This is a genomic window from Rhizobium leguminosarum bv. trifolii WSM2297, assembly GCF_000271845.1.
Window position 1 is genome coordinate 165,604 of sequence record NZ_JH719395.1, and the last position, 22,606, is coordinate 188,209.

20 protein-coding genes and 1 tRNA gene are annotated in these 22,606 nt (G+C 61.6%); 9 read left to right on the plus strand and 12 right to left on the minus strand.

The window, feature by feature from the left end:
- Positions 1 to 345: 345 nt before the first annotated feature.
- On the plus strand, positions 346 to 792 hold the full coding sequence (locus RLEG4DRAFT_RS16050; RefSeq protein WP_003578228.1) for a host attachment protein: 447 nt from the start codon (positions 346 to 348) through the stop codon (positions 790 to 792).
- A gap of 70 nt (positions 793 to 862) precedes the next feature.
- Here RLEG4DRAFT_RS16050 and RLEG4DRAFT_RS16055 read toward each other — a convergent pair whose 3' ends face one another.
- Together RLEG4DRAFT_RS16055 and RLEG4DRAFT_RS16060 are read right to left on the minus strand one after the other, a co-directional pair.
- On the minus strand, positions 863 to 1,729 hold the full coding sequence (locus RLEG4DRAFT_RS16055; protein ID WP_003578230.1) for a LysR family transcriptional regulator: 867 nt from the start codon (positions 1,727 to 1,729) through the stop codon (positions 863 to 865).
- 290 nt (positions 1,730 to 2,019) lie between these two features.
- Positions 2,020 to 2,352, minus strand: coding sequence for a hypothetical protein (locus tag RLEG4DRAFT_RS16060; RefSeq protein WP_003569227.1), 333 nt, complete (start codon positions 2,350 to 2,352; stop codon positions 2,020 to 2,022).
- A 352-nt stretch (positions 2,353 to 2,704) separates the two neighbouring features.
- Here RLEG4DRAFT_RS16060 and RLEG4DRAFT_RS16065 point away from each other — a divergent pair, with 352 nt between their 5' ends.
- A complete protein-coding gene (locus tag RLEG4DRAFT_RS16065) occupies positions 2,705 to 3,145 on the plus strand; it encodes a glyoxalase superfamily protein (protein WP_003578233.1) in 441 nt (146 codons plus the stop codon).
- A gap of 82 nt (positions 3,146 to 3,227) precedes the next feature.
- Positions 3,228 to 4,595, plus strand: a complete 1,368-nt coding sequence (locus RLEG4DRAFT_RS16070; protein ID WP_003578235.1) for an MATE family efflux transporter — start codon at positions 3,228 to 3,230, stop codon at positions 4,593 to 4,595.
- Positions 4,596 to 4,673: 78 nt separating this feature from the next.
- On the opposite strand, the gene RLEG4DRAFT_RS40875 is transcribed toward RLEG4DRAFT_RS16070, so the two are convergent.
- The 8 genes from RLEG4DRAFT_RS40875 to RLEG4DRAFT_RS16105 all read right to left on the minus strand — a co-directional run bounded on the left by RLEG4DRAFT_RS40875 (position 4,674) and on the right by RLEG4DRAFT_RS16105 (position 13,069).
- The gene (locus RLEG4DRAFT_RS40875) at positions 4,674 to 4,835 is read right to left on the minus strand and encodes a hypothetical protein (protein WP_003578236.1); all 162 of its coding nucleotides are present in this window, start codon (positions 4,833 to 4,835) and stop codon (positions 4,674 to 4,676) included.
- 96 nt (positions 4,836 to 4,931) lie between these two features.
- A complete protein-coding gene (locus RLEG4DRAFT_RS16075; protein ID WP_003578238.1) occupies positions 4,932 to 5,768 on the minus strand; it encodes a helix-turn-helix transcriptional regulator in 837 nt (278 codons plus the stop codon).
- A 69-nt stretch (positions 5,769 to 5,837) separates the two neighbouring features.
- The gene (locus tag RLEG4DRAFT_RS16080; RefSeq protein WP_003578239.1) at positions 5,838 to 6,065 is read right to left on the minus strand and encodes a DUF1127 domain-containing protein; all 228 of its coding nucleotides are present in this window, start codon (positions 6,063 to 6,065) and stop codon (positions 5,838 to 5,840) included.
- Positions 6,066 to 6,153: 88 nt separating this feature from the next.
- Positions 6,154 to 6,951 carry a 5-deoxy-glucuronate isomerase gene (gene iolB, locus RLEG4DRAFT_RS16085; RefSeq protein WP_003578242.1) on the minus strand — a complete coding sequence of 266 codons (798 nt, stop codon included), beginning with the start codon at positions 6,949 to 6,951 and terminating at the stop codon, positions 6,154 to 6,156.
- Between the two features lie 187 nt (positions 6,952 to 7,138).
- A complete protein-coding gene (gene iolE, locus RLEG4DRAFT_RS16090; protein ID WP_003578244.1) occupies positions 7,139 to 8,056 on the minus strand; it encodes a myo-inosose-2 dehydratase in 918 nt (305 codons plus the stop codon).
- A 68-nt stretch (positions 8,057 to 8,124) separates the two neighbouring features.
- Positions 8,125 to 9,975: a 3D-(3,5/4)-trihydroxycyclohexane-1,2-dione acylhydrolase (decyclizing) gene (gene iolD / locus RLEG4DRAFT_RS16095; protein WP_003578246.1), complete on the minus strand. Its 1,851-nt coding sequence runs from the start codon at positions 9,973 to 9,975 to the stop codon at positions 8,125 to 8,127.
- Positions 9,976 to 10,168: 193 nt separating this feature from the next.
- Entirely contained in the window at positions 10,169 to 12,100 is a 1,932-nt protein-coding gene (locus tag RLEG4DRAFT_RS16100; protein ID WP_003578248.1) for a bifunctional 5-dehydro-2-deoxygluconokinase/5-dehydro-2-deoxyphosphogluconate aldolase, read from the minus strand.
- 93 nt (positions 12,101 to 12,193) lie between these two features.
- Positions 12,194 to 13,069 (minus strand): MurR/RpiR family transcriptional regulator, encoded by an 876-nt coding sequence (locus tag RLEG4DRAFT_RS16105; protein WP_003578249.1) that lies wholly within the window; start codon positions 13,067 to 13,069, stop codon positions 12,194 to 12,196.
- 207 nt (positions 13,070 to 13,276) lie between these two features.
- On the opposite strand from RLEG4DRAFT_RS16105, the gene RLEG4DRAFT_RS16110 reads away from it, so the two are divergent.
- From RLEG4DRAFT_RS16110 to RLEG4DRAFT_RS16125, 4 genes are all read left to right on the plus strand, one after another.
- On the plus strand, positions 13,277 to 14,392 hold the full coding sequence (locus RLEG4DRAFT_RS16110; protein ID WP_003578251.1) for a Gfo/Idh/MocA family protein: 1,116 nt from the start codon (positions 13,277 to 13,279) through the stop codon (positions 14,390 to 14,392).
- Positions 14,393 to 14,479: 87 nt separating this feature from the next.
- On the plus strand, positions 14,480 to 15,697 hold the full coding sequence (locus RLEG4DRAFT_RS16115) for an NAD(P)/FAD-dependent oxidoreductase (RefSeq protein WP_003578253.1): 1,218 nt from the start codon (positions 14,480 to 14,482) through the stop codon (positions 15,695 to 15,697).
- Between the two features lie 263 nt (positions 15,698 to 15,960).
- Positions 15,961 to 16,051 (plus strand) — tRNA-Ser (locus RLEG4DRAFT_RS16120).
- Positions 16,052 to 16,644: 593 nt separating this feature from the next.
- A complete protein-coding gene (locus tag RLEG4DRAFT_RS16125) occupies positions 16,645 to 17,670 on the plus strand; it encodes a porin (protein ID WP_003578255.1) in 1,026 nt (341 codons plus the stop codon).
- Positions 17,671 to 17,878: 208 nt separating this feature from the next.
- Here the strand turns inward: RLEG4DRAFT_RS16125 and RLEG4DRAFT_RS16130 are convergent, their stop codons facing one another.
- Together RLEG4DRAFT_RS16130 and RLEG4DRAFT_RS16135 are read right to left on the minus strand one after the other, a co-directional pair.
- Entirely contained in the window at positions 17,879 to 18,775 is an 897-nt protein-coding gene (locus RLEG4DRAFT_RS16130; RefSeq protein ID WP_003578256.1) for an alpha/beta fold hydrolase, read from the minus strand.
- Positions 18,776 to 18,839: 64 nt separating this feature from the next.
- Positions 18,840 to 20,915, minus strand: coding sequence for a lytic transglycosylase domain-containing protein (locus tag RLEG4DRAFT_RS16135; protein WP_003578258.1), 2,076 nt, complete (start codon positions 20,913 to 20,915; stop codon positions 18,840 to 18,842).
- Positions 20,916 to 21,127: 212 nt separating this feature from the next.
- Here RLEG4DRAFT_RS16135 and dapA point away from each other — a divergent pair, with 212 nt between their 5' ends.
- Together dapA and smpB are read left to right on the plus strand one after the other, a co-directional pair.
- Positions 21,128 to 22,012, plus strand: coding sequence for a 4-hydroxy-tetrahydrodipicolinate synthase (gene dapA / locus RLEG4DRAFT_RS16140; RefSeq protein WP_003578259.1), 885 nt, complete (start codon positions 21,128 to 21,130; stop codon positions 22,010 to 22,012).
- A gap of 93 nt (positions 22,013 to 22,105) precedes the next feature.
- Positions 22,106 to 22,585 (plus strand): SsrA-binding protein SmpB, encoded by a 480-nt coding sequence (gene smpB, locus RLEG4DRAFT_RS16145; protein ID WP_012557117.1) that lies wholly within the window; start codon positions 22,106 to 22,108, stop codon positions 22,583 to 22,585.
- Positions 22,586 to 22,606 lie beyond the last annotated feature (21 nt).

Below are 22,606 nucleotides of genomic sequence, written 5' to 3' on the forward strand. Positions count from 1 at the left end.
TTTGGGGTTCTTGCTCCAGCCAACGTCACATGAATGTTTTGCACATTCGTCAAAGATAAAATGACAATTTTAACGAGTTTAAATTTTGTTCCCAAGCGGGACGCCTGATGTGCATTATCGGGACGCGAGCTTAGCTTCCAGCTCCAAGGCAAATGGTGCCGGCATAGGCGAACAGCGCTGTTTTCCTCGTCGATCTCTCGAACCTGCTTTCGACGCAGAAGAGGCCGCCCCGATCGCCGCCGTCCGATTTCGGCGCAATTTTTCCCGAACTCTTTCAATTGCCGGGCGTTCTGCCTTGATCGATGACGCACGGCGCGCTTCGAATGACGACGCGAGGAGTTGAAAATGACCAACGTCAAAATCCCTTGGGAATCATGGGTCGTGGTCTGCGACGGAGCCAAGGCTCTGATCATGCAGAATGCCGGCGATGCCCAGCTGATGAACCTGAAGGTGCTGGAAACCCTGACGCAGCCGAGCACGCCGGATCGCGAGATTGGCGCCGACAAGCCTGGCCGGACCCATGCAGCAGACGGCTTCAGCCGCAGCGCTGTCGAGGAGACCAGCTGGCAGGACCAGGCCGAAGCCGAATTTCTGAAACAGGTCGCGGAAAAGCTCGACGAGTTGGTACAGGAAAAGAGCGCCCGTCGCATCGTCGTCGTTGCACCGCCGAAAGCGCTCGGCACATTGCGGCCGGCGCTCCGCGCCGATACGCAGGCCGCGATCACCGCTGAGGTGGCGAAGGATTATACCAATATGCCGGTCGACGAAATCCAGCGGCATCTCGCTGCCTGAGGCGGCAAGCCGATCTCCCAGAAAACAAAGGTATAGATGAAACGCGGGTCTTACGGCCCGCGTTTTCGCGTTATATCGACGGTCTCCGCCCGGCAAACAACTCTTCATGATCGGCAAACAGCGCCGCCAGGCGGTCGATGACAATCCTGACCTCGGGCCGCTGCCGCTCGTCGTCATGCGCAACGATCCACATGTCGTAAGTCAGCTCGTCGATGAGAGGCCCGGCGCGGACGAGCTTGCGGTCCCGATCGCCGATGAAACAGGGGAGCACGCCGCGGCCAGCACCCCCGCGGATCAGGTAAAACAGCATATGCGGCGTGTTCGTCCAGCTGGTGATCCAGTAATCCGGCTGTTCGAACGTCCATTTGTCCGCCGGCGTGACGGCGGTATCGGTGCCGAGCGAGATCCAGTTGCAGTTGGCCTCGTCATAATCTGCCGCCTGGTAGGCCGCATGCGCCACCTTGACCGAGCGGCGGATCGCGACGTTACCGCTGTCCGGCCTGTTATGGCCAACGGCGATATGCGCCTCGCGGTAGGTGAAATCGACGCCTGCGTCGCGGGTCTTGTAGCACATGCGGAAGCTGTCCTTCGGCGTCCAGACGCTGGCGAGATGGTCGGCGATGAAGCGTGAGGTCCAGCTGTCGGCCGCCGTCGAGACGATCGGCAGCGTCAGAACCTCGCCGCGCCAGTCGGAGATCGCACTCGCCGCATCCTGCATCAGCCGGACGCGGTCGAGCAGCTCCTGCCCGTCCCTGGCCAGTAGATAACCGGTGGGGCCGCGGTTAAACAGCGATCGGCCGGTCACCCGTTCAAGCGCCAGCATGCGACGGCCGATGGTCGGCGCGCTGAGCCCGGTGCGCGCCGCTGCTGCCGAAAGCCCGCCGCCGGTTGCGACATGGAAGAAAAGTTGCAGGTCGTCCCAGCTGGCATCTTTCATGGATGAAAACCCCCTTTCCCCAGCGCCTCTACATCGGCAGGGCGCAAAGACCTAGCTCCAGTGCTTGAGCCAATAGATGGAGGATGAAGCAATGCTTCTCAACTGGGTTGTTCTCTTCAATGAATTGCAAATCTATAATCGGCGGGCGCGCCGCGATCCCTTCGCCGACCCGCTCGAGGGGCCGCAATGGCGCGGCTTGCTCTGGGCCGCTTCCGCCATCGCGCGTCTGGCCGCAAGGCAGGGCCGGGAGAGAAAGCCGTTGCGCTGCGATACATCGCGGCCGGAAAGCCTCAGCTTTCGAAGCTCAGCCGCAGCACGTGGTGCAGGAATTCCGGATTGAGCAGCATGTTGAAGCTGACCGTTACCCATTCACCCTCGCGCTTGACCATGGTCGAGCCGATCTCGTCATGGATGCCGAGGATTTCGAGGAAGAAATGGCTCGGCATTTCCAGGTTCGGGCTCACTTCGAGCAGTGCGCCGGCGAGCGTGATCGTCCGGATAAGGCAGCGCACCTGCGTTCCGGTGCTGAGGTGATGGCCGACGAAAATGATGTTGCCGGGCCGGTCGAGATTGAATTCCCTGTAAGCACGTTCCGGCTTGGGGTGTTCTGTGTCGAGGTGCATCTGAAAGGCCCTTTTAGCCTCCGCTTGTTCTACCACAGGATATTAGCTGAAGAATGCTGACAGTTCCTGAAGAGCATCGTTAAGATTGAAGCCTTTTGCAAAACCCGCGGGAGAATCGCACCGATTTCGTCCAGATTTGCCCCAAATCTGCTCATTCCGTGGTGCCTGCGCCATTCTTGACATGTCGGCGGCGTTCGCGCATACAAAGGTCGGTTCGAGGCACCGGCCGCTCGCGGATGAAAATCCATGGTGAAGCCCTCGCGATCATGGTCACGGCCCTTGTGCATGCTGACTGGCGGCAATGCGAGCTCCCATCCACAGTCGAAGAGCATGCCTTGCGAAGGCTCACTCCATGACGACGACCTATCCTGCCATTGACGAACTGAAGGCCCAGGCCAAGCGCTTGCGCCAGGCGATGAACGATCGCGGCACCGCGCTGACCCACAGTGCGGCCCTCGAAATGATTGCCCGCCAGCACGGCGCGCGCGATTGGAACACGCTGGCGGCCCTTGCGGCAAAGCCGAATGCCGGTCCGAAGACGCAGCTCTTCGTCGGCGCCCAAATTCGCGGCCGTTATCTCAATCAGCCGTTCACCGGCGAGATTCTGGCGCTTTCGGCCCTGCCGGGTGGCGATCTCCACCGGATCACCATTCATTTCGACGAAGCGGTTGACGTCGTGACTTTCGAGAGCTTTTCGGCCTTCCGCCGGCGTGTGACCGCGCAGGTCGATGCCGACGGCGTCTCGCCGAGAAAGACCTCGAACGGCGTGCCGCATCTGGTGCTCGATCTCTAAATTTTTCGATTTCTTCGAGACCATCCGTATCCGCATGATTTCAACCCGGATCGGATCGCGCTCGATATCGCACGGATTCTCCATGACCGATCTTTCCAAAAGCAATGGCTTTCTCACTGGCTGGCTGCCGGGCGTCTTCATCAAAACGGCGGCTCCGATCGTCGCGATCACCACCGTCAACGGCCTCTTCAGCGTCGTCGACGCCTATTTCCTCGGCGCCTATGTCGGCCCGGACGCGCTCTCTGCCGTCAGCCTGATTTTCCCGGGGCTGATGCTGTTGATCGCTTTGCAGTCGCTCGTTTCGAACGGCATGGCGAGCATTCTCGCCCGCCGGCTCGGCGCCGGTGATCGCCAGGGCGCGGGCAGGGTATTTGCCGGCGCCCATACGCTGGCTCTGGCCGTCACCCTGATCCTGAACATGCTCTACTGGACCACCGGCCGGCAGATCATCGATACCGGTGCTGCCGGCAACACCGCGGTGGCCGATGGCGCCATGCTGTTCATGGGCGCCATGATTGCCTTTGCGCCGGTGAGCTTCTTCCTGTCGCTGCATCTCGACGGACTGCGCTGCGAAGGCAAGATCGGTTTCATGACGCTGGTGACGCTGGCGGCCTCGCTGCTCAACATCCTCGCCAACTGGCTGTTCATGGCGGTGATGCATTGGGGCGTGCCCGGTTCGGCGGCCGGCTCCATCGCATCGCAATTCGTCTGCCTGGCAGCCGTACTTGCCTACCGCTGGCGTCAGCCGGCGGCACTCAGGCCTTCCCGAGGATTCGGCCTTGCCGAATGGCGCGGCATCCTCGCCTTCGGCGCGCCGATGAGCCTCGGCTTCATCGGCATATCGCTCGCATCAGCCGCCATTCTCGTCAATATCTCGCTGTGGAGCACAGGTGATTATGCCGCGACGGTTGCCGCCTACGGCATCATTACCCGGATCCTGACCTTCACCTATCTGCCGCTGCTCGGCCTCAGCATCGCGCTGCAGACGATCGCCGGCAACAATCACGGCGCCGGCCTCGGGCTTCGCGTCGGCCGCAGCCTGCAGATCGCCATGCTCGCGGCACTCATCTATTGCACCCTGGTGGAGATCGCCGTCGAACTGATGGCCGGTCGCCTCGGCGCCGTGTTCGTCGCGGACCCCGCCATAACAGCCGAGGTCAGGCGAATTCTGCCCTGGACGATCGCCGCCTATTTCCTCTTTGGGCAGATGCTGATCCTGTCGTCCTATTTCCAGGCGATCGGCGATGCGCCGCGCGCGGCGATCTTCGGCCTGTCGCGGCCCTATCTGCTCACCCTGCCGCTCACCTTCCTGCTGCCCTTTATCTTCGGCGAGCAGGGGATCTGGATGGTGCCGGTCTTTGCCGAGGCCGGCATGGTCGTTCTTGCCTTGCTGGTGCTGTCGCATAACGCCAGACGCCGCGGCTGGCGCTACGGGCTTCTTCCCGTTTGAAAAGTGCGGCCAAAGAACAGACCCCGAAGTTGCACACCAACTCCGGGGCTGTTCACCGGCGCCTGTGCCTGATGTCGTCTATTCCCCGCCTGTTGAAGCGGACGATCTCGCGGCTTCCGCCTCGTTGAGCGCCTCGGCGCATTCCTGGCAGCAGACCTCGACGCTCTTGCCGCCGAGCTTCACGGTGATGGTCTCGGCGCCGAGTTCGCAGTCGCAGGCAGCGCATGTTGTCTTCTTCATCGGATGATCCTCCTGTTGATCGTCCCCGGATCGGGACAGGCTGATAAGATCATCGAAGACGGTATCGCCGCTGTCGAAATCTTTAGCGATCGATCTTCATCTTCGCCGCAGCTGCGCCGCGCGCTGAAATTCGCCCGGGCTTTGCCCGAAGGCCTGCTTGAAGGAAGCGCTGAAATGGCTGTGGCTGGAAAAACCGAGATCGAGCCCGAGCGCCGTCAGATCCTCATACTGGCCGAGCAGATCGAGGGCGCGGGCAAGCCGCAGCCTGAGCTGATAGCGATAGAGCGGGGTGGCCTCGACCTGCTGAAAGACCTGGGTGAGATAAACCGGCGAGACGCCGACTTCGGAGGCGATCTCGGCGAGCGTCCAACGCCGGGCAAGATCGGAGGAAAGCACCAGCTTTGCCCGGTCGACGAGTTTCTGCCGGCCGGCGCTGGCGCCCGCTGCATGTGACGTGCGCTCGCCGAGCGAGCGGCGCACCAGCGTCAGCGCCAGTGTTTCCGCCTCCAGCGTTTCGGCGATGTTGCGGCTGAGACCGTGCCGCAGCAGAGCGACCAGCGCCTGAGCGCGCGGATCGATCCGCCGGCGCTGGCGGCGGAAGGAAAAGGACGGGCCGGGCTGCACCTGGTCTTTCGGTGCGAGTTCTTCGAGTAGGTCCTCGTCGATCGCCAGGTCGATGCAGGCATCGCCGCCTTCGATCGGATGGCTGATCCGATATCCCTGGCCGGCATTGAAGAACAGCACCTGATTGGCTTCGGCTACTGTGTCATTGCGGCCGACATGCCGCATGAAGACGCCGCGATAGGGATAGACGAGGCTCGTCTTGTGGGCGCATTCCTCGTCGCTCTTATGGCGGCACTCGCCATTGCAGACGATATCACGAATGGTGACCATCTTCGTTTGCAGGAGCGGTGCTGTTGAAAACTGCGACATCTCATCTTCCCGGTCACACAGGCCGCCACGAGGCGGCCTGGACACAATATCACAACTGATGCCTGTATTTCAGTAGCGACTATAGACGTGAACGTCGCTTTCTGTCTGCCCCCTGGAAAGGCCGATATCCTTCAGCTGCTCGTCGGAGAGCTCCATCAGCGCATTGCAGTTGCGCCGTTCGTCCATCTTGCGCGCCAGCCAGCGGACTGCCGTGACTGTTGCATGAAGCAGGCCGGGCCGCATAGCACGCGAAGAGCGGTTGCTGCGGGCCGGTATCGTGAAATTCGAGCACTGCATGATGATCCTCCATCCTTGTTGGATGGAGGCAGTGAACCATCAGCGGCGGTTTGGCGCTGTCAGATTATTTAGCGATCTGAGGCATCCCTCAAGCCTTGATCAGCCACTCGTGCTCGACGGCATTGTGGAATTTCCAGATGCGCTTCGGCCCGGCCATGACGTTGAGATAATAGAGATCGTAGCCATGCGTTGCCGCGCAAGGGTGATAGCCCTTCGGCACTAGCGTCACGTCGCCATCCTCGATCGCCATTACTTCGTCGAGCGAGCGGTCGTCGGTATAGACTCGCTGGAAACCGAAGCCCTGCGGCGGGTTGAGGCGATGATAATAGGTCTCTTCCAGGAAGCTCTCGTTCGGCAGGTCGTCCTGGTCATGCTTGTGCGGCGGATAAGAGGAGGTATGGCCGCCCGGCGTGATCACCTCCACGACGAGCAGCGAATGCGCCGAGCTGTCATCCTCCGGCATGATATTGTTGACGTAGCGCACATTCGTGCCCTTGCCGCGCGTGAACTGCGAATGCGTGCCGGGTGGGATTTCTTTGGCTTGGTACGTGCCGCCGCCGGGCGCCGAGCAGACGGCGAGCTCCAGATCGGTCTCCGCCGTCACCGACCATGTCGATTCCATCGGGATGTAGAGCGCATGCGGCGCGCCTTCGAACGGGCTCATGCGGCCGCCGAGCGTGCCGAAATCCTTGGTGCCGGCCGAGGCCTTGCCCTTGCCGGTTACCCAGACGAGGCAGACTTCCCGATCGCCGGTCTCTCCCGAAACCGTCTCGCCCGGCTTCATCCGGTGCAGGTCGAAACCCACATAAGTCCAGCCGGCATTCTCCGGGGTGACATGGGTGACGCGGCCATGCGTGCCCGATGGTTTCACCTTGAGGTTTGGCATTGGTGTTTTCCTTCGTTACTTGGAAAATTCCCCTCCCCAACCCCTCCCCACAAGGGGGAGGGGCTAACCTGCCGTGCTGTCTCGCCCATATTACGGCGTTCCGGGGCCGCTGTCTGGTGCGGGGCGTTGCCTCAAGTTAAGTCCCTCCCCCTTGTGGGGAGGGGTTGGGGAGGGGTCTTTCGTTCCCTTATCCCTTCGGGAAACCTTCGGTCTCGACCGTGTAGCCCGCAGCCGTCATGACGCGCATCAGTTCAGCATGGCCGATCTCGGCCATTTTCTGCGGCGGCGCCTTGCGCGGATCCTGTTCGGCTTCGACGACGAACCAGCCCTCATAGCCGTGATCGGCGAGCCGCTGGACGATGGCTCCGAAATCGAGCGAGCCGTCGCCGGGCACCGTGAAGGCGCCGAGCGCCACCGCATCGAGGAAGGACTGGCGGCTGCGGTCCAGCCCGTCGACGACAGCCTTGCGGATGTCCTTGACGTGAACATGGTTGATGCGGGCGTGGTGATTGTCGATGGCGCGCAGCACGTCGCCGCCGGCAAAGGCGAGATGGCCGGCATCCAGCAGCAGTGGAATGCCTTCGCCCGAAGAGCGCATGAAGGCGTCGAGTTCCGGCTCGGTTTCAACCACGGCGGCCATGTGATGGTGGTAGGAGAGCGGCATGCCCTGTTCGGCGCACCATTCGCCGAACTCCGTGACGCGGCGCGCATAGGCCCTCATCTCGTCGTCGGAAAGGCGCGGCTTGGTGGCGAGCGGCTTGGAGCGGTCGCCCTGGATGGAGCGGCCGACCTCGCCATAGACGATGCAGGGCGCATTGACCGCCTTGAACAGGTCGATCATCGGCGCGATGCGGTCCTTGTTGGCCGAAAGCTCCTCATTGACAAGCGTGCCGGAGAACCAGCCACCGCACAGCGTCACGTCGGCGGCGCGCAGGATGGGCAGCATCTCCTGGGGATTGCTGGGGAAACGGCGGCCTTGCTCCATGCCGGTGAAACCGGCGCCGCGCGATTGCCGCAGGCATTCCTCGAGCGATACATCGTCGCTGAGCTCGGGAAGATCGTCGTTCCACCACGCGATCGGCGACATGCCGAGTTTGGCCTTCATCAACATTCTCCTTAAAAGCATTGTGGAAGAGCCGGGACCGCTCTTCCTGATAAATGACACCAATCGAATCAGCCGATGCGCTGGGCGGCGCGTGCTTCGACATAGCCCTTGCGCGCCTCGTTGACCTCACCGCGAGGGCTGACCTCAGGCACCGCGACATCCCACCAGTGGCCGCCGGCCTCCGTGGTCATAAGCGGATCGGTATCGATGAGGAAGACCGAGGTGCGGTCGTTCTTCTTCGAATCAACGATCGCCTGTTCCAGCTCGGCGATCGAGCCGACCTTGACGGCGATGGCGCCCATGCTCTCGGCATGCGCGCGGAAATCGATCTCCGGCATCACCTCGTGATAGGAGTCCTTGAGCAGATTGTTGAAGTTGGCGCCGCCGGTTCCCATCTGCAGCCGGTTGATGCAGCCATAGCCGCGATTGTCGAGCACGACGATGTTGAGCTTGAGGCCGAGCATGACCGAGGTCGCGATCTCGGAATTCATCATCATGTAGGAACCGTCGCCGACCATGACGACGACATCGCGTTCAGGACGCGCCATCTTGGCGCCAAGCCCGCCGGCGATCTCATAGCCCATGCAGGAAAAGCCGTATTCCATGTGATAGGTGCCGGGCGTCGTCGCCGGCCAGAGCTTGTGCAATTCGCCGGGAAGGCCGCCCGCAGCGCAAAGCAGCGTGGTGTTGTCGCCGCCGATCGAACGCACCACCGCGCCGATCACCTGCGCATCGGAGGGCAGGGCGGCATTGGTCGTCGCCATCGCCCTGACAGCGGCCTCCATCCACACCTTCTTTTCCGCCGCTGCCTTTTCGGTCAGTGCTGCCGGCGCCTTCCAGCCGGCAAGCCCTGCCGAAAGTGCCTTCAGCCCTTCGCGGGCATCAGCCACCAGCGGATGGCTGTCATGCTTCACCGCGTCATAGGCGGCGATATTCAACCCGATCATCTTGAGCCTGTCGTTCTTGAACAGCGCCCAGGAGCCGGTGGTGAAATCCTGGCAGCGCGTGCCGACGGCGATGACGAGGTCTGTCTCTTCGGCGATCGCGTTCGCCGCCGACGTACCGGTGACCCCGACCGAGCCGAGCGCCAGCGGAAGCGTCTCGTCGATCGACGATTTACCGGCCTGGGTGACGACGACGGGAATGGCGTGGGCCTCGGCAAACGCGGCAAGCTCCTTCGTCGCCTGCGAATAGAGCACGCCGCCGCCGGCAACGATCACCGGCTTTTCAGACGCCTTGATCAGCGCGATGGCATTGGCCAGCTCGTCCGCATCCGGCTGCGGCCGGCGGGTCGTCCAAACTTTTTCGTCGAACAGGCTTGCCGGATAATCGAAGGCTTCGGCCTGAACGTCCTGGCAGAGCGACAATGTCACCGGGCCGCAATCGAGCGGATCAGTCAGGACCTGCATGGCGCGCTTCAGCGCCGAAATGATCTGCTCCGGGCGGGTGATGCGGTCGAAATAACGCGAAACCGGGCGGAAGGCGTCATTGGCCGAAACCGTGCCGTCGCCGAAATCCTCGATCTGCTGCAGCACCGGATCCGGGGCGCGGTTGGCGAAAACGTCGCCCGGCAGGAAGAGAACGGGAATACGATTGACGTGTGCCACGCCGGCAGCCGTCACCATATTCAGCGCGCCGGGGCCGATCGAGGTCGTGCAGGCCATGAAGCGCGTGCGGAAATTCGCCTTGGCATAGGCGATCGCGGCATGCGCCATGCCCTGTTCATTGTGGGCGCGATAGGTCGTCAGTTCGCCGCGCACCTGATAGAGCGCCTCGCCCATGCCGGCGACGTTGCCGTGACCGAAGATTGCCCAGACGCCGCCGAAGATCGGCACTTTCTTGCCGTCGACGACGGTCATCTGCTTTTTGAGGAAATGCGCGACGGCCTGCGCCATCGTCAATCGTATCGTCTTGCTCATCGGGTCCTCCCGCAAATCTTCGCGTTTTTCCCCTCCCCAACCCCTCCCCACAAGGGGGAGGGACTAACCTGCCGTGCCGTTTCACGCGTATCGCAGCGTCTCTTCCAGCAGGGCCGTTGCCGCCTAGTGCGAGGCGGCGCCTCAAGTTAAGTCCCTCCCCCTTGTGGGGAGGGGTTGGGGAGGGGCTTTCCTATTAATGCGCGCGCGTCTTCAACCACGCCTCTGTCAGTTGCCGGAAGCGGCCGGCCATATCGGCGATCGCCTCCTCGTCATTCATGGCTCCCGAGAGCCAGGCGCGCGCCGCATCGGCAAAGATCGTCCGGCCGACGGCAAAGCCCTTCACCGAGGGAGCGGCCAGCGTCGCCTCGAAGCAGGAGATCAGCTCGTCGGCGGGCGCTTCGAGCCCGAGCAGCACGATACCACGGCACCACGGATCGTTTTTGGCGATCACGGCATCGATCTTCTTCCAGGCTTCGCTCGAGGCCTGCGGCTCCAGCTTCCACCAGTCCGGCTTGATGCCGAGTGCATAGAGTTCTTCCAGCGCGGTCGCGATCGTGCCGTCGTCGAGCGGCCCGTTCTTGCCGGCGATGATCTCCACCAAGAGCTCGCGCCCGACCTTGCGCGCGGCCTCGAACAGCGTGCGCAGCTTCTCCTGCTGCTCGCTCTTCAATTCGGCCGGATCGTCGGGATGATAGAAGCACAGGCACTTGATGCAATGGCCGAGCGGCCATTCTACCAGTTGCGAGCCGATATCCTGGCTGAATTCGAAGCGCAGCGGCTTCGAGCCCGGCAGTTCCACCGGCCGGCCGATCCAGGAGAAATTCTTCGTCGCCGCATCGAAGAAGGCGTCGCGGCCAAAGCGTTCGTCGATCAGCATGCCGTAGCCGTCGCGTCCATTCGAAACCCGCGCCGCTGCCGAGACCGCCAGCCGCTTGAAAGCGACGATCTTGTCGTGGCCGACGCCGAGTTCGTCGGCGACGCTGACCAGCTGTGAACGGTGGTCGATCGCCAGCGCCATCAGCAACGGGATTTCGCCGCGCCGGGTCGATGCCCAATGGATATGATTGATCGCCTCGTCCTTGCGCAGCGCCCGATGTTGGCTGCCGTTTTTCAGGAAGAAGTCGAGTTCCGCCCAGGTCGGATATTCCGGCGAGCAGAGCAGGCGGGAGACGGCGAAGGCGCCGCAGGCATTGGCCCAGGTGGCGCAGGTCTTCAGCGGTTCGTCGCGCAGGAAGCCGCGCAGGAAGCCGGACATGAAGGCATCGCCGGCGCCGAGCACGTTGAAGACTTCGATCGGAAAACCCTCGCCGACGATGCCGGCTTCGAGGTCGTCGGCGATCGGCCCGTCATAGACGATGCAGCCCATGGCGCCGCGCTTGAGCACGATCGTCGCCGGCGATAGGCGGCGGATCTCCTTCAGCGCGCCGAGCACGTCGTCGGCGCCGGAGGCGATCAGGATTTCCTCCTCGGTGCCGACGATGAGATCGCAATCGGGCAAGGTCTCCTTCATCTTCGAAGAGACCCTGTCGGATTTCACGTAGCGTTCGAAGCCTTCGGCATGGCCGGCAAGGCCCCAGAGGTTCGGCCGGTAATCGATGTCGAAGATCACCTTGCGGCCGTTCGCCTTGGCGATGCGGATCGCCTTGCGCTGCGCGGCCTCGGTATTCGGCCTGGAAAAATGCGTGCCGGAAACGAGAACGGCGCGCGACGATCTGATGAAGTTCTCATCGATGTCGCCTTCGTCGAGCGCCATGTCGGCGCAGTCGGAGCGATAGAAGATCATCGGCGACACGCCCTCGGCCTCGACCGCCAGCAGCACCAGCGCCGTCAGCCGCTCCTTGTCGGTGACGATGCCGTCTGTTGCCACGCCTTCGCGCGCCGACTGGTCGCGGATGAAGCGTCCCATCTGCTCGTCGCCGACGCGGGTGATGAGGCCGGATCTGAGGCCGAGCCGCGCCGTGCCGATGGCGATATTGGCCGGGCAGCCGCCGACGGATTTGGCGAAGGAGCCGATATCCTCCAGCCGCGAACCGATCTGCTGGCCATAAAGATCGACCGAGGAGCGGCCGATGGTGATTACATCAAGCGCCGGCTCCGGCTGTGTGCCCGGATTCGATTGTACCATGATGTCCTCCCGCTAGATTTTGCGCGGCTTCCAGTGCCTGCGAATTTGTGAATAATGAAACATCGGTTCCGATATTTTGTCAATTCGGAATGTTTATTCCATTTTCGTTTTTCCAGCTTTTGAATGCTGAGGCTTGCGCCGCCGCTCGGCGATGGCCACCGGCAGCGCCATCGTCAGCGCCATCGAGGCTGAAAGCGAGCGGAAGCCAGCGAAATCGGCTTCCGCCACTTCGAACCAGTGCGTGGCGCAGGCGGCAAGCGGCGAGAAGGCCGAATCGGTGATGGCGATGACGGGCACGCCGCGGTCGGCAAGCTCCTGGCTCTGGCTGAGGCTGTCGGCCGCATAGGGCGAGAAGCTCGCGGCGATCGCCGCATCCCTGGGTGTTGCAAACTGGACCATTTCGGGATCGACGCCGTTCGGCGAGGCGACGATCTGGTGGCGGATGTTGAGCTTGGAAAAAGCGTAGGTCATGTGCGCCGTCAGCGGATAGGAGCGCCGTTTGGCGATCAGATAGATCGTCTCGGCGGCGGCAAGGATATTCACCGCTTTCGTGAATGTGTCGCTCTGCACCGTCGCCGCCAGCCGGTTGACCGACTGGCTGGCCGCGGCAATGAAGCCGGAGAGCAGATTGGCGTCCTCGTCGTCGCCGCTCGCCTGCTCCAGCGTGACGAGCCGCTCTTCATAGCTCAGCGTCCGGTCGCGCAATCGTTCGCGAAAGATGCTCTGCAGGTCGGAGAAGCCTTCGTAACCCAGATGATGCGCCAGGCGGACCAGCGTCGAGGGCTGGACGTCGGAGGCGGCGGCAATGCTCGCCGTCGTGCCGAAGGCGATTTCATCGGGATTACCGAGTGCGAAGGCGGCGACCTGTGCCAGCCGCTTCGGCATGCTTGTCTTGCGCTCGATGATGGTGCTGCGCAGGCTTTCGAAGTCGCGCGGTACACGCGCCTGTCTCTGGGGATCGTTATCCATGCTTGCGGCTCACGAATGAAACAAATATTCCATATTGCCGAGCATAGACGATTTCAAATGACACGCCTAATTGTTTTTAATCGCCTGTAATTCAAGGGTTTTAAACAGGAAATTCGGTGAGGGAGGCGGAAATGCCGACGGAGGGTCCCTTGTCAAAATGATCTAAATATTCCAAAAATTGCCGCACAGTTCCTGGAGGAGTCGGAAATGAAGCCACTTGGCATCGGGTTGATCGGCACCGGTTATATGGGCAAGTGCCATGCGTTGGCGTGGAATGCTGTGAAGACGGTGTTCGGCGATGTCGAGCGTCCGCGTCTCGTGCATCTGGCCGAAGCCAATGCCGGGCTTGCAGAGGCGCGTGCTGGTGAATTCGGCTTCGAGAAGGCGACGGCCGATTGGCGGGCGCTGATTGCCGACCCCGAGGTCGATGTCGTCTCGGTCACCACCCCCAATCAGTTCCATGCCGAGATGGCCATTGCAGCGCTTGAAGCCGGCAAACACGTGTGGTGTGAAAAGCCGATGGCGCCGGCCTATGCCGATGCCGAGCGCATGCTGGAAACGGCGACGGAGTCCGGCAAGGTTGCAGCGCTTGGCTATAATTACATCCAGAATCCCGTCATGCGGCACATAAAGACGCTTATTGGTGAGGGCGCCATCGGCACGGTCAACCATATCCGCGTCGAGATGGACGAGGATTTCATGGCCGATCCCGATGTCTTCTTCTACTGGAAGAGCGAGCTTTCCGCCGGCTACGGCGCGCTCGACGATTTCGCCGTGCACCCGCTGTCGCTGCTCTGGTATCTGTTCGGCCATGTCGAGGCCGTCATTACCGACATGGTCAAGCCCTATGCCGACCGGCCGCTGAGCGGGGGTGGTCGGCGTGCCGTCGAAAATCACGATGCCGCCAACGTGCTGATGCGGCTTGGCGGCGGCATCTCCGCCGTGTTGATGGCGAATCGCGCCGCCTGGGGCCGCAAGGGCCGCATCGCCCTGCAGATTTATGGCTCGAAAGGCTCGATCGTCTACGACCAGGAGCGAATGAACGAATTCGACCTCTATCAGACAGAGGGCCGCGGTTCCGAACAGGGCTTCCGCAAGATACTGGCGGCGCCCGCCCATCGGCCTTATGATCGCTTCATCCCGGCACCCGGCCACGGACTCGGCTTCAACGATCTGAAGATCATCGAATGCCGCGAGCTGATCCGGGCAATATCGGGCGAGCCGTCGTCGATCGTGACATTTAAAGACGGTCTCAGGATAGAGAAGTCGGTGCATGCCATGGCACAGTCGTTCCAGGAGCGTCGCTGGATCGAGATCGGCTGAAGGTAAGAAGCCGCTTTCCGTTGACGGCGTGCAGAGCAGGGAATAGGCCTTGGCGTTGTTGTCGGGCGCAGTTTCAGGAGTGGGATCGTGACGGATAGACTGGTGATCATCGGCGCAGGGCAGGCCGGTTTCGCATTGGCGGCCAAGCTGCGTGCCTTGAAGGACACGCGCCCGATCACCCTTATCGGCGCCGAAGACGTCGCGCCCTATCAGCGCCCGCCGCTTTCGAAGAAATACCTGCTCGGCGAAATGGCTTTCGACCGCCTGCTGTTCCGCGCCGACCATTGGTATGGCGACAATGATGTCGACCTTCGCCTTTCCACATGGGCCGAACAGATCAAGCCGGACAGCAAGCAGGTTCTGCTGCAGGACGGCTCCGTTCTCGACTACGGCACGCTGGCGCTGACGACAGGCTCGACGCCGCGCCGGTTGCCGGCGGCCATCGGCGGCGATCTGGAAGGCGTCTATGTTGCCCGCGACAAGCGCGATGCCGATCTGCTTGCCGAGGAGATGCGCCCCGGTCGCCGCGTCCTTATCATCGGCGGCGGTTATATCGGTCTCGAGGCGGCAGCCGTTGCCCGCCACCGCGGCCTTGAGGTCACCGTTATCGAGATGGCCGATCGCATCCTGCAGCGGGTCGCGGCGAAGGAAACCGCCGACATCATGCGTGGGATCCATGAGACCCACGAGGTGGTGATCCGCGAGAAGACCGGGCTCAAGCATCTGGTCGGCAAGGATGGCCGCGTCACCGGCGCCGCATTGTCCGACGGATCGGTGATCGATATCGACTTTGCTGTCGTCGGCATCGGCGTCGTGCCGAACGACCAGCTTGCCAAGGAAGCCGGCCTCGAAGTCGCCAACGGCATTGTCGTAGACGATTTCGCCCGCACTTCCGATCCGGCGATCTTTGCTGCCGGCGATTGCGCGGCCCTTCCCTGGCAGGGTGGCCGCATCAGGCTCGAATCGGTGCAGAATGCCGTCGACCAGGCCGAAGCGGCGGCAGCCGTCATCGCCGGCGGCAGCGAGCCCTATGATCCGAAGCCATGGTTCTGGTCCGACCAGTATGATGTCAAGCTGCAGATCGCCGGCTTCAATCTCGGTTATGACGAAACGCTGCTGCGCCCCGGCGCCCGCGAAGGCGCACATTCGGTATGGTACTTCAGAGAAGGCCTGCTGATCGCCGTCGATGCGATCAACGACGCGAAAGCCTATGTGACCGGCAAAAAGCTGCTGGAATCAGGCACCAATCCCGACAGAGCGATTCTGGCCGACCCTTCAGCCGATCTCAAGAGCCTGCTCGGCTGAGCCAATGCAGGCAGTCCGGAAATTTACAGCGGTTCCGGGAAAACGCATCAACGAGGAGCTAAAGCGCGTCGCATGAATCAAATTGGGTACGACGCGCTTTAGGAGAACATCTTCAAGGATTGCCGCCGGCGAGACCATTGTGACGGTGCGCGATCCTGTCGTCCGCCGGGCCGGGTGGGGCGAATGCCGCCGCTGCATTTCTTCTGGTGAAACCTGAAAAAACCCTTGCATTCACAGACCGGTCACCATAGTTAGGCCGCACCGGAGAGGTGGCCGAGTGGTCGAAGGCGCTCCCCTGCTAAGGGAGTATACGTCAAAAGCGTATCGTGGGTTCGAATCCCATCTTCTCCGCCATTTTGATTTTCCCAGTTCAGATCGATCCTTTAGTCTCCCGTCAGAGCATCGCCTTCGCTTAGGCGGCTATCTCTCGTGGCCGCTGGACGGCAAGGCTTGATGGCCACTCGATGAGAAAATGCCTCCGTCTTCAGCGAGAGAATCGCCAGTCGGAATCACCGCCCGCTCGCATGTCCCGGCAAGCACTGTAACCGGATCAGTGCATCTTCGGTTACGCTTACAGCGGTGGAGATATCCCCTCCAGCATCCGGATATCGTCAAAAAAACGTCGCAAATGTGTTGCGAAGCCCATGTCCAGTTGGCGGTTCATCTGACCTAAGTCGCCGCAAAATCAGGGTTTTCTTAACAAAGCATAAAGGAAATCGCGGCGGTTTGCCCAACTTGTGTCCTTTCAGCAACAGAATGTCGGGAAGGCTTCCCCAAACCCCCCATCCGAGCAAGTTGGTGATTGCGTGACGGCCGCCGTCTTGTATTTTCACCCTCGGAAGCAAGGGCGACTGATCGTCCACTTCTTGAAACACGGGAATGGGGCAGGGAACGCTGCTCAGCGAAAGATCCCAAACCCGATCGAAACTTTGAATTGGAGGTCATTTATGAACATCAAGAGCCTTCTTCTCGGCTCCGCTGCTGCTCTCGCAGTAGTTTCCGGTGCTCAGGCTGCTGACGCTATCGTTGCTGCCGAGCCGGAACCGGTTGAATACGTCCGCGTCTGCGACGCTTACGGCACCGGCTACTTCTACATCCCGGGCACCGAAACCTGCCTCAAGATCGAAGGCTACATCCGTTTCCAGGTTAACGTTGGCGATCGGGTTGGCAATTCGCTGACGCGCGGTAACGACTCCGACTGGGATGCGGTTACTCGCGGTCAGGTTCAGTTCACTGCCAAGAGCGACACCGAATACGGTCCGCTGACCGGTGTTATCGTCATGCAGTTCAATGCTGACAACGCCACCGATCAGAGCGCCAAGCTCGACTCCGCTTACCTCGATATCGCTGGCTTCCGCGCTGGTCTCTTCTACAGCTGGTGGGACGATGGTCTCTCTGGCGAAACCGACGACATCGGCTCGCCGGTCACGCTGCATAACTCCATCCGTTATCAGTACGAAACCGGTGATTTCTACGCTGGCATCAGCGTCGACGAGCTGGAAGACGGCTTCTACAAGACGGACGAAGACCCGAACAACGTCGGCGTTGCCGTTGGTCTCGGCGGCAAGGCTGGTGCCTTCAGCTACCAGATCACTGCCGGCTACGACGTCGACAATGAAGAAGGTGCTGTCCGCGCAATGGGTACGGTTGACATCGGTCCCGGTACGCTCGGCCTCGCTGCCGTATACGCTACTGGCCCGAGCTCCTACTACACCAAGGCTGAATGGGCTATCGCTGCCGAATACGCTATCAAGGCAACCGACAAGCTCAAGATCACTCCTGGCGTCCAGTACTACAGCAACTACTACGTTGCTGGCGACGACTTCAGCGATGACGACGCTTGGAAGGTTGGTCTGACGGTTGATTACCAGATCGTTGATAACTTCTACGCCAAGGCTTCGGTTCAGTACCTCGATCCGGACAATGCTGACGACTCCACGACGGGCTACTTCCGTCTGCAGCGTTCGTTCTAATCTGATCTGACTTCGGTCAATCAGGAAAGCCCGGCTCTCTGAGCCGGGCTTTTTGCATTGGGCGGATCGCGCCTCTGCCCGCCGCCCGGCTTCGATGAGACAAATTCATGTCGCCCGGAAGTGTGCGGCGCTTCCCGGATAATGAAATGCATCAGTACAACGAGCGAAAGCGCGGCGCTTGATTCAAATGAGACCAGTGCGGCGCGCTTTATCGGCAGGAGGCGAGAAAAGCTCGAATCGCTGCGGGGATATTGCCGAGATGCAGAAGAGGCGCATGTCCTTGTCCTTCGGCGGCATGAAGGATCATGCCCGGATGCCGCCGTGACATTTCGTCTGCGGTTTCCCGTGAAAGCAGAGACGTATTTTCGCCGCGGATCAGCATCAGCGGTAAGTGCGCCAGGCGCTCGAATTGCTCCCAGAGATCGGGCAGCGGCTGGCTGAAATCGATCGATTTCAGCGCTTCGGCGATCGCCGGATCGAAATCGGCCACCGGCCTTCCGCCGCCATCGCGATAAAGCGCTAGCGCCATCTCGCGCCAGTCTTGCTCCGCAAGCGCGGCAAAGGACGCGCCATGATTATCCCTCAAGATATCGACCGCCTCACCCCAGTCTATCGGTTTTCTGCCGCTGTTGAGGTAGTCGCGGATCAGCGCCAGCCCCTCGGCCTCGAGCACGGGCCCGATATCGTTGAGAATGACCGCTTCGAGAAGATCCGGCCTGGTCGCCGCGAGCAGATGCAGGATCAGCCCGCCCCGGGACGTGCCGATGAAGACCGCCCGCTCGATGCCGAGCGCCGCGCAGGCGGCAACGACGTCCCCGGCTTCCATAGTAAGATTGTAGTTCGCTTTGTTCTCGTCCCGCGCCGAATTTCCCCGTCCGCGCGAATCGAGCGCGATGACCCGGTGCGGTGCTGTCATGTCCCGGGAGAGAAGCAGCGCCAGCCGATGAAAATCCCGCGTATTGCGGGTGAGGCCGGGCAGGCAGATGACCGGCAGCCGTCCGGCAGCCACCGTCTCGTCCGGCCGATAGTCGCGGGCATAAAGCGTCAGACCATCGGGAGAGGTGTAAAACCGTTCCTGGAAACCGCTTGGATTCGTATCCGGCATCGCATCCCTCGAGAGTTGTTGATCCCGAAGATGTAGCCTGCTTTTCGAGCCGCGCCAAACGGCTTCAGGAGGCGCTGCGTCCGCCGATGAGGTCGCGCTCGATATCTGTGGACTGGCCGAGACGAGCTTTGTAGACCTCGTAATTCTCCATCACCCGCTGGACGTAGTTCCGCGTTTCGGGGAAGGGGATGCGCTCGATCCAATCGACGATCTCGTCGATCGATTTGCCGCGCGGATCGCCGTAGCGGCCGATCCATTCCGGTACCCGCTTCGGCCCGGCATTATAGGCGATGAAGGTGAGGATATAGGAGCCGCCGAAGGCGTCGATCTGCTCGCCGAGATAATGCGCGCCGAGCGTGGCGTTGTAGCCGGCATCGGCGGTCAGCTTGTCTTTCGAATAGGCGATGTTGTGGCGCTTGGCCACCGCCTGGGCCGTCCCAGGCAGAAGCTGCAGCAATCCCCGTGCATTGGCCGCCGAAACGGCCGCCGGGTTAAAGGCGCTTTCCTGCCGGGCGATGGCATAGGCAAGCGCCTTGCCTGAGCCTGAAATATTGGCGTTCGCGGGGATGACGCCCACCGGAAAGGCGAGCGCTGCGACATCGATGCCGCGGCCATAGGCGATCTTGCCGATCTGCAGCGACAGATGATGATCGCCGGATTGCTCGGCCTGTGCCGCAAGCACTGCCAGTTCACCGGGGCTCTGCAGTTGGTCGGCGAGAGCGAGATAGAGAATGTCGGCCCGCCAGCCATGGCCGGCGGCTTCCAGCCGGGCGATGGCCTGCACGGCTTCGCGTGCCTGGAAGTGTTGTCGGTCGGCCGTGCTCGGCGAGGGATAGGTAACGTTCAGCGTTTTTTGCCCCAGCCGTTCTGCCGCGAGCTGGCCATAGAAAGTGCCGGGGAAGGTCGCAGCCTTCGCATAGAATTCGCTCGATTTGCCAGGACCTCCGGCCTCCGCCGCTCGTCCCAGCCAATACCAAGCGCGGGAAACCGAGATCGGTCCGTTCGAGGTCTGGAGGATCTTGCGGAAATGTTTTTCCGCCGTTGCCGGATCCTGCAGGCCACGAAGCGCGTACCACCCGGCATGGAATTCAGCCTCGACAATATCCGTCGGGCTCGTTGCAGCGTAGTTTGCGACGATGCGATAGGCAGGCTTGAACTGTCCCTGGTCGACGAGGCCGCGGCTGACGATGCGCTGCTCGTTCCACCACTCGCCGGAATTGACGAGCTCGCTGCGCTCGGGCGGCATCTGTCCCAGCAGTGCCGCCGCCTCGGCATATTTGTCCTGCTTGCGCAGATATTCGATCCGCGCAAACAGCAGGCCGGCATCGCTGCGCCATCGCGCATCGACGGCGTCGAGCAGCGCGCCGGCATTGCCGGCTTTGGCGTCGACGGCGGCCCATGCCTTGTAGAGCGTTTGAGCCTGGCCCATGTCGCCGAAGCGCTTGGCCTGCGCCACCCGGCCGCGATACATCAGATAGTCCATCCGAGCCTTATGGTCGGCCGGCGTCAACAGCGCGGAAAATTCGATGAGGATCTTGTCCTCGGTCGCCTTGTCGAGAGCCTCTCCGCGCCAGACCTTGCGGATATATTTTGCTGCCTGCGCCTGTTTGCCTGTTGCAACCAGCGCCCGGCCGAGGATGACGGCGCCCTGCATCGTCTCAGGCGCGGTATCGCCGAAGGCGGCAAGCACAGCCGATGGGGCGGGGTTTTCGTCATAGAGCGCGCGTTCGGAATAGGCACGCAGCCGCGAAAGGCCCGGCCAGCTCTTGAGCTCCTGCGCAGCACCGGCGATTTCATAGGAGGGAACGCCCCTCAATCCGGAAACGGCGATCGCCCAGGTGAGGATATGGCGGTCGAGCGTACCCGCTTGCATATTGTCGCGGATCGATAGCGCCAGCCGCGGATCCTTGTCGGAAAGCGCGTCGAGGCCGGATTTCAGGTCGCCGTTGACGGGCGCGATGGCCGGATTGCGCGGAATGGCGCCGGTTGTGATCGATTCCGGCATGGATGTTTCGGGAACGAAGCCGATCGGCTTCACAGCGGGCATGGCCGTGCTCTCGCCGGGAAGCGGCGACGCTACGCTGCTCCACGCAGCGGCAATAAAGCCGAAGGCGGACAGAATCAGGACAGCTTTCTTCATCCAGGATCTCGCAACGAAAACACGCCCTGCCATTTGGCTAGAGGCATCTTAACGAAACCTTACCGTACCAGGTAAAATTCATTCACATCTGCTATCGGAATTTGCCCTAAACCGAACTCTACGCGCTTGTCGCGATGATTTCGGCGCTCTATGGTGCGCAAAATATTCATGGAATGCGGCCGAAGCAAGGATTTGGTCGTGAGGAGCTTTGCATGTTCAATGGGTCCATTCCCGCCCTCGTCACCCCCTTCACCGATGCCGGACTGATCGACGAAGGCAGCTTCGCCGCGCATGTCGACTGGCAGATCAAGGAAGGCAGCAGTGGTCTCGTTCCTGTCGGCACGACGGGCGAATCCCCGACGCTGTCGCATGCCGAGCACAAGCGGGTCGTGGAATTGTGCATCGAGGTTGCTGCAAAACGCGTTCCCGTCATGGCCGGCGCCGGCTCGAACAATACAGGCGAGGCGATCGAGCTTGCCCAGCATGCCGAAAAGGTCGGTGCGGATGCGGTTCTGGTCGTCACTCCTTACTACAACAAGCCGACGCAAAAGGGCTTGATCGCGCATTTTTCGGCGATCGCAAAGGCTGTCGATCTGCCGATCTATATCTACAATATCCCCGGCCGCTCGGTGGTCGACATGACGCCGGAAACGATGGGCGCGCTCGCCAAGGCGCATGGCAATATCGTCGGCGTCAAGGATGCGACGGGCAAGATCGAGCGCGTCTCCGAACAGCGCATCACCTGCGGCAAGGATTTCCGGCAATTGTCCGGCGAGGACGCGACGGCGCTCGGCTTCAACGCCCATGGCGGCGTCGGTTGCATTTCGGTCACGGCCAATGTCGCCCCGCGCCTCTGCGCCGATTTCCAGGCGGCGACGCTGAAAGGCGACTATGCCAGCGCGCTGGAATATCAGGATCGGCTGATGCCGCTGCACAGGGCGATCTTCCTGGAACCCGGACTTTGCGGCGCCAAATACGGGCTCTCCCGGCTTGGCCGCATGAGCCGCAACGTCCGCTCGCCGCTGTTGTCGACGCTGGAGCCGGCAACGGAAGCGGCGATCGACGCCGCCCTTCGCCATGCCGGGCTGCTGAACTGAGGAGACCGGCCGTCTTCACAAGGCCGGGTCGTTCCCTTACATAGAGGGCAAGCAATGAGGGCGCAGCTTTTGCGCCCCGAAGGGAATATTGTCATGGCCCCCAAAGGCAGCCAGCGCGTGGTGAACAAGGTCGTGGCCGAAAACCGCAAGGCCCGCTTCAACTACGAGATCATCGATACTTATGAGGCCGGCCTCGTGCTGATGGGCACGGAGGTCAAGTCGTTGCGCGAAGGCAAGGCCAATATCGCCGAATCCTATGCGTCGGACGAGGGCGGCGAGATCTGGCTGATCAATTCCTACCTGCCGGAATATCTGCAGGCGAACCGCTTCAATCACGAACCGCGCCGGCGCCGCAAGCTGCTGCTGTCGGGTCGCGAGATCCATCGCCTGCGCTCTGCCGTCAACCGCGAGGGCATGACGCTGATCCCGCTGAAGATCTATTTCAACGATCGCGGTCGGGCGAAGATGGAACTGGCGCTCGCCAAGGGCAAGAAATTGCACGATAAGCGCGAGTCCGAGAAGGAGCGCGATTGGAACCGGCAGAAGAGCCGCCTGCTGAAGGATAACGGCTGACGATTGCCGTTTTGCATGGCA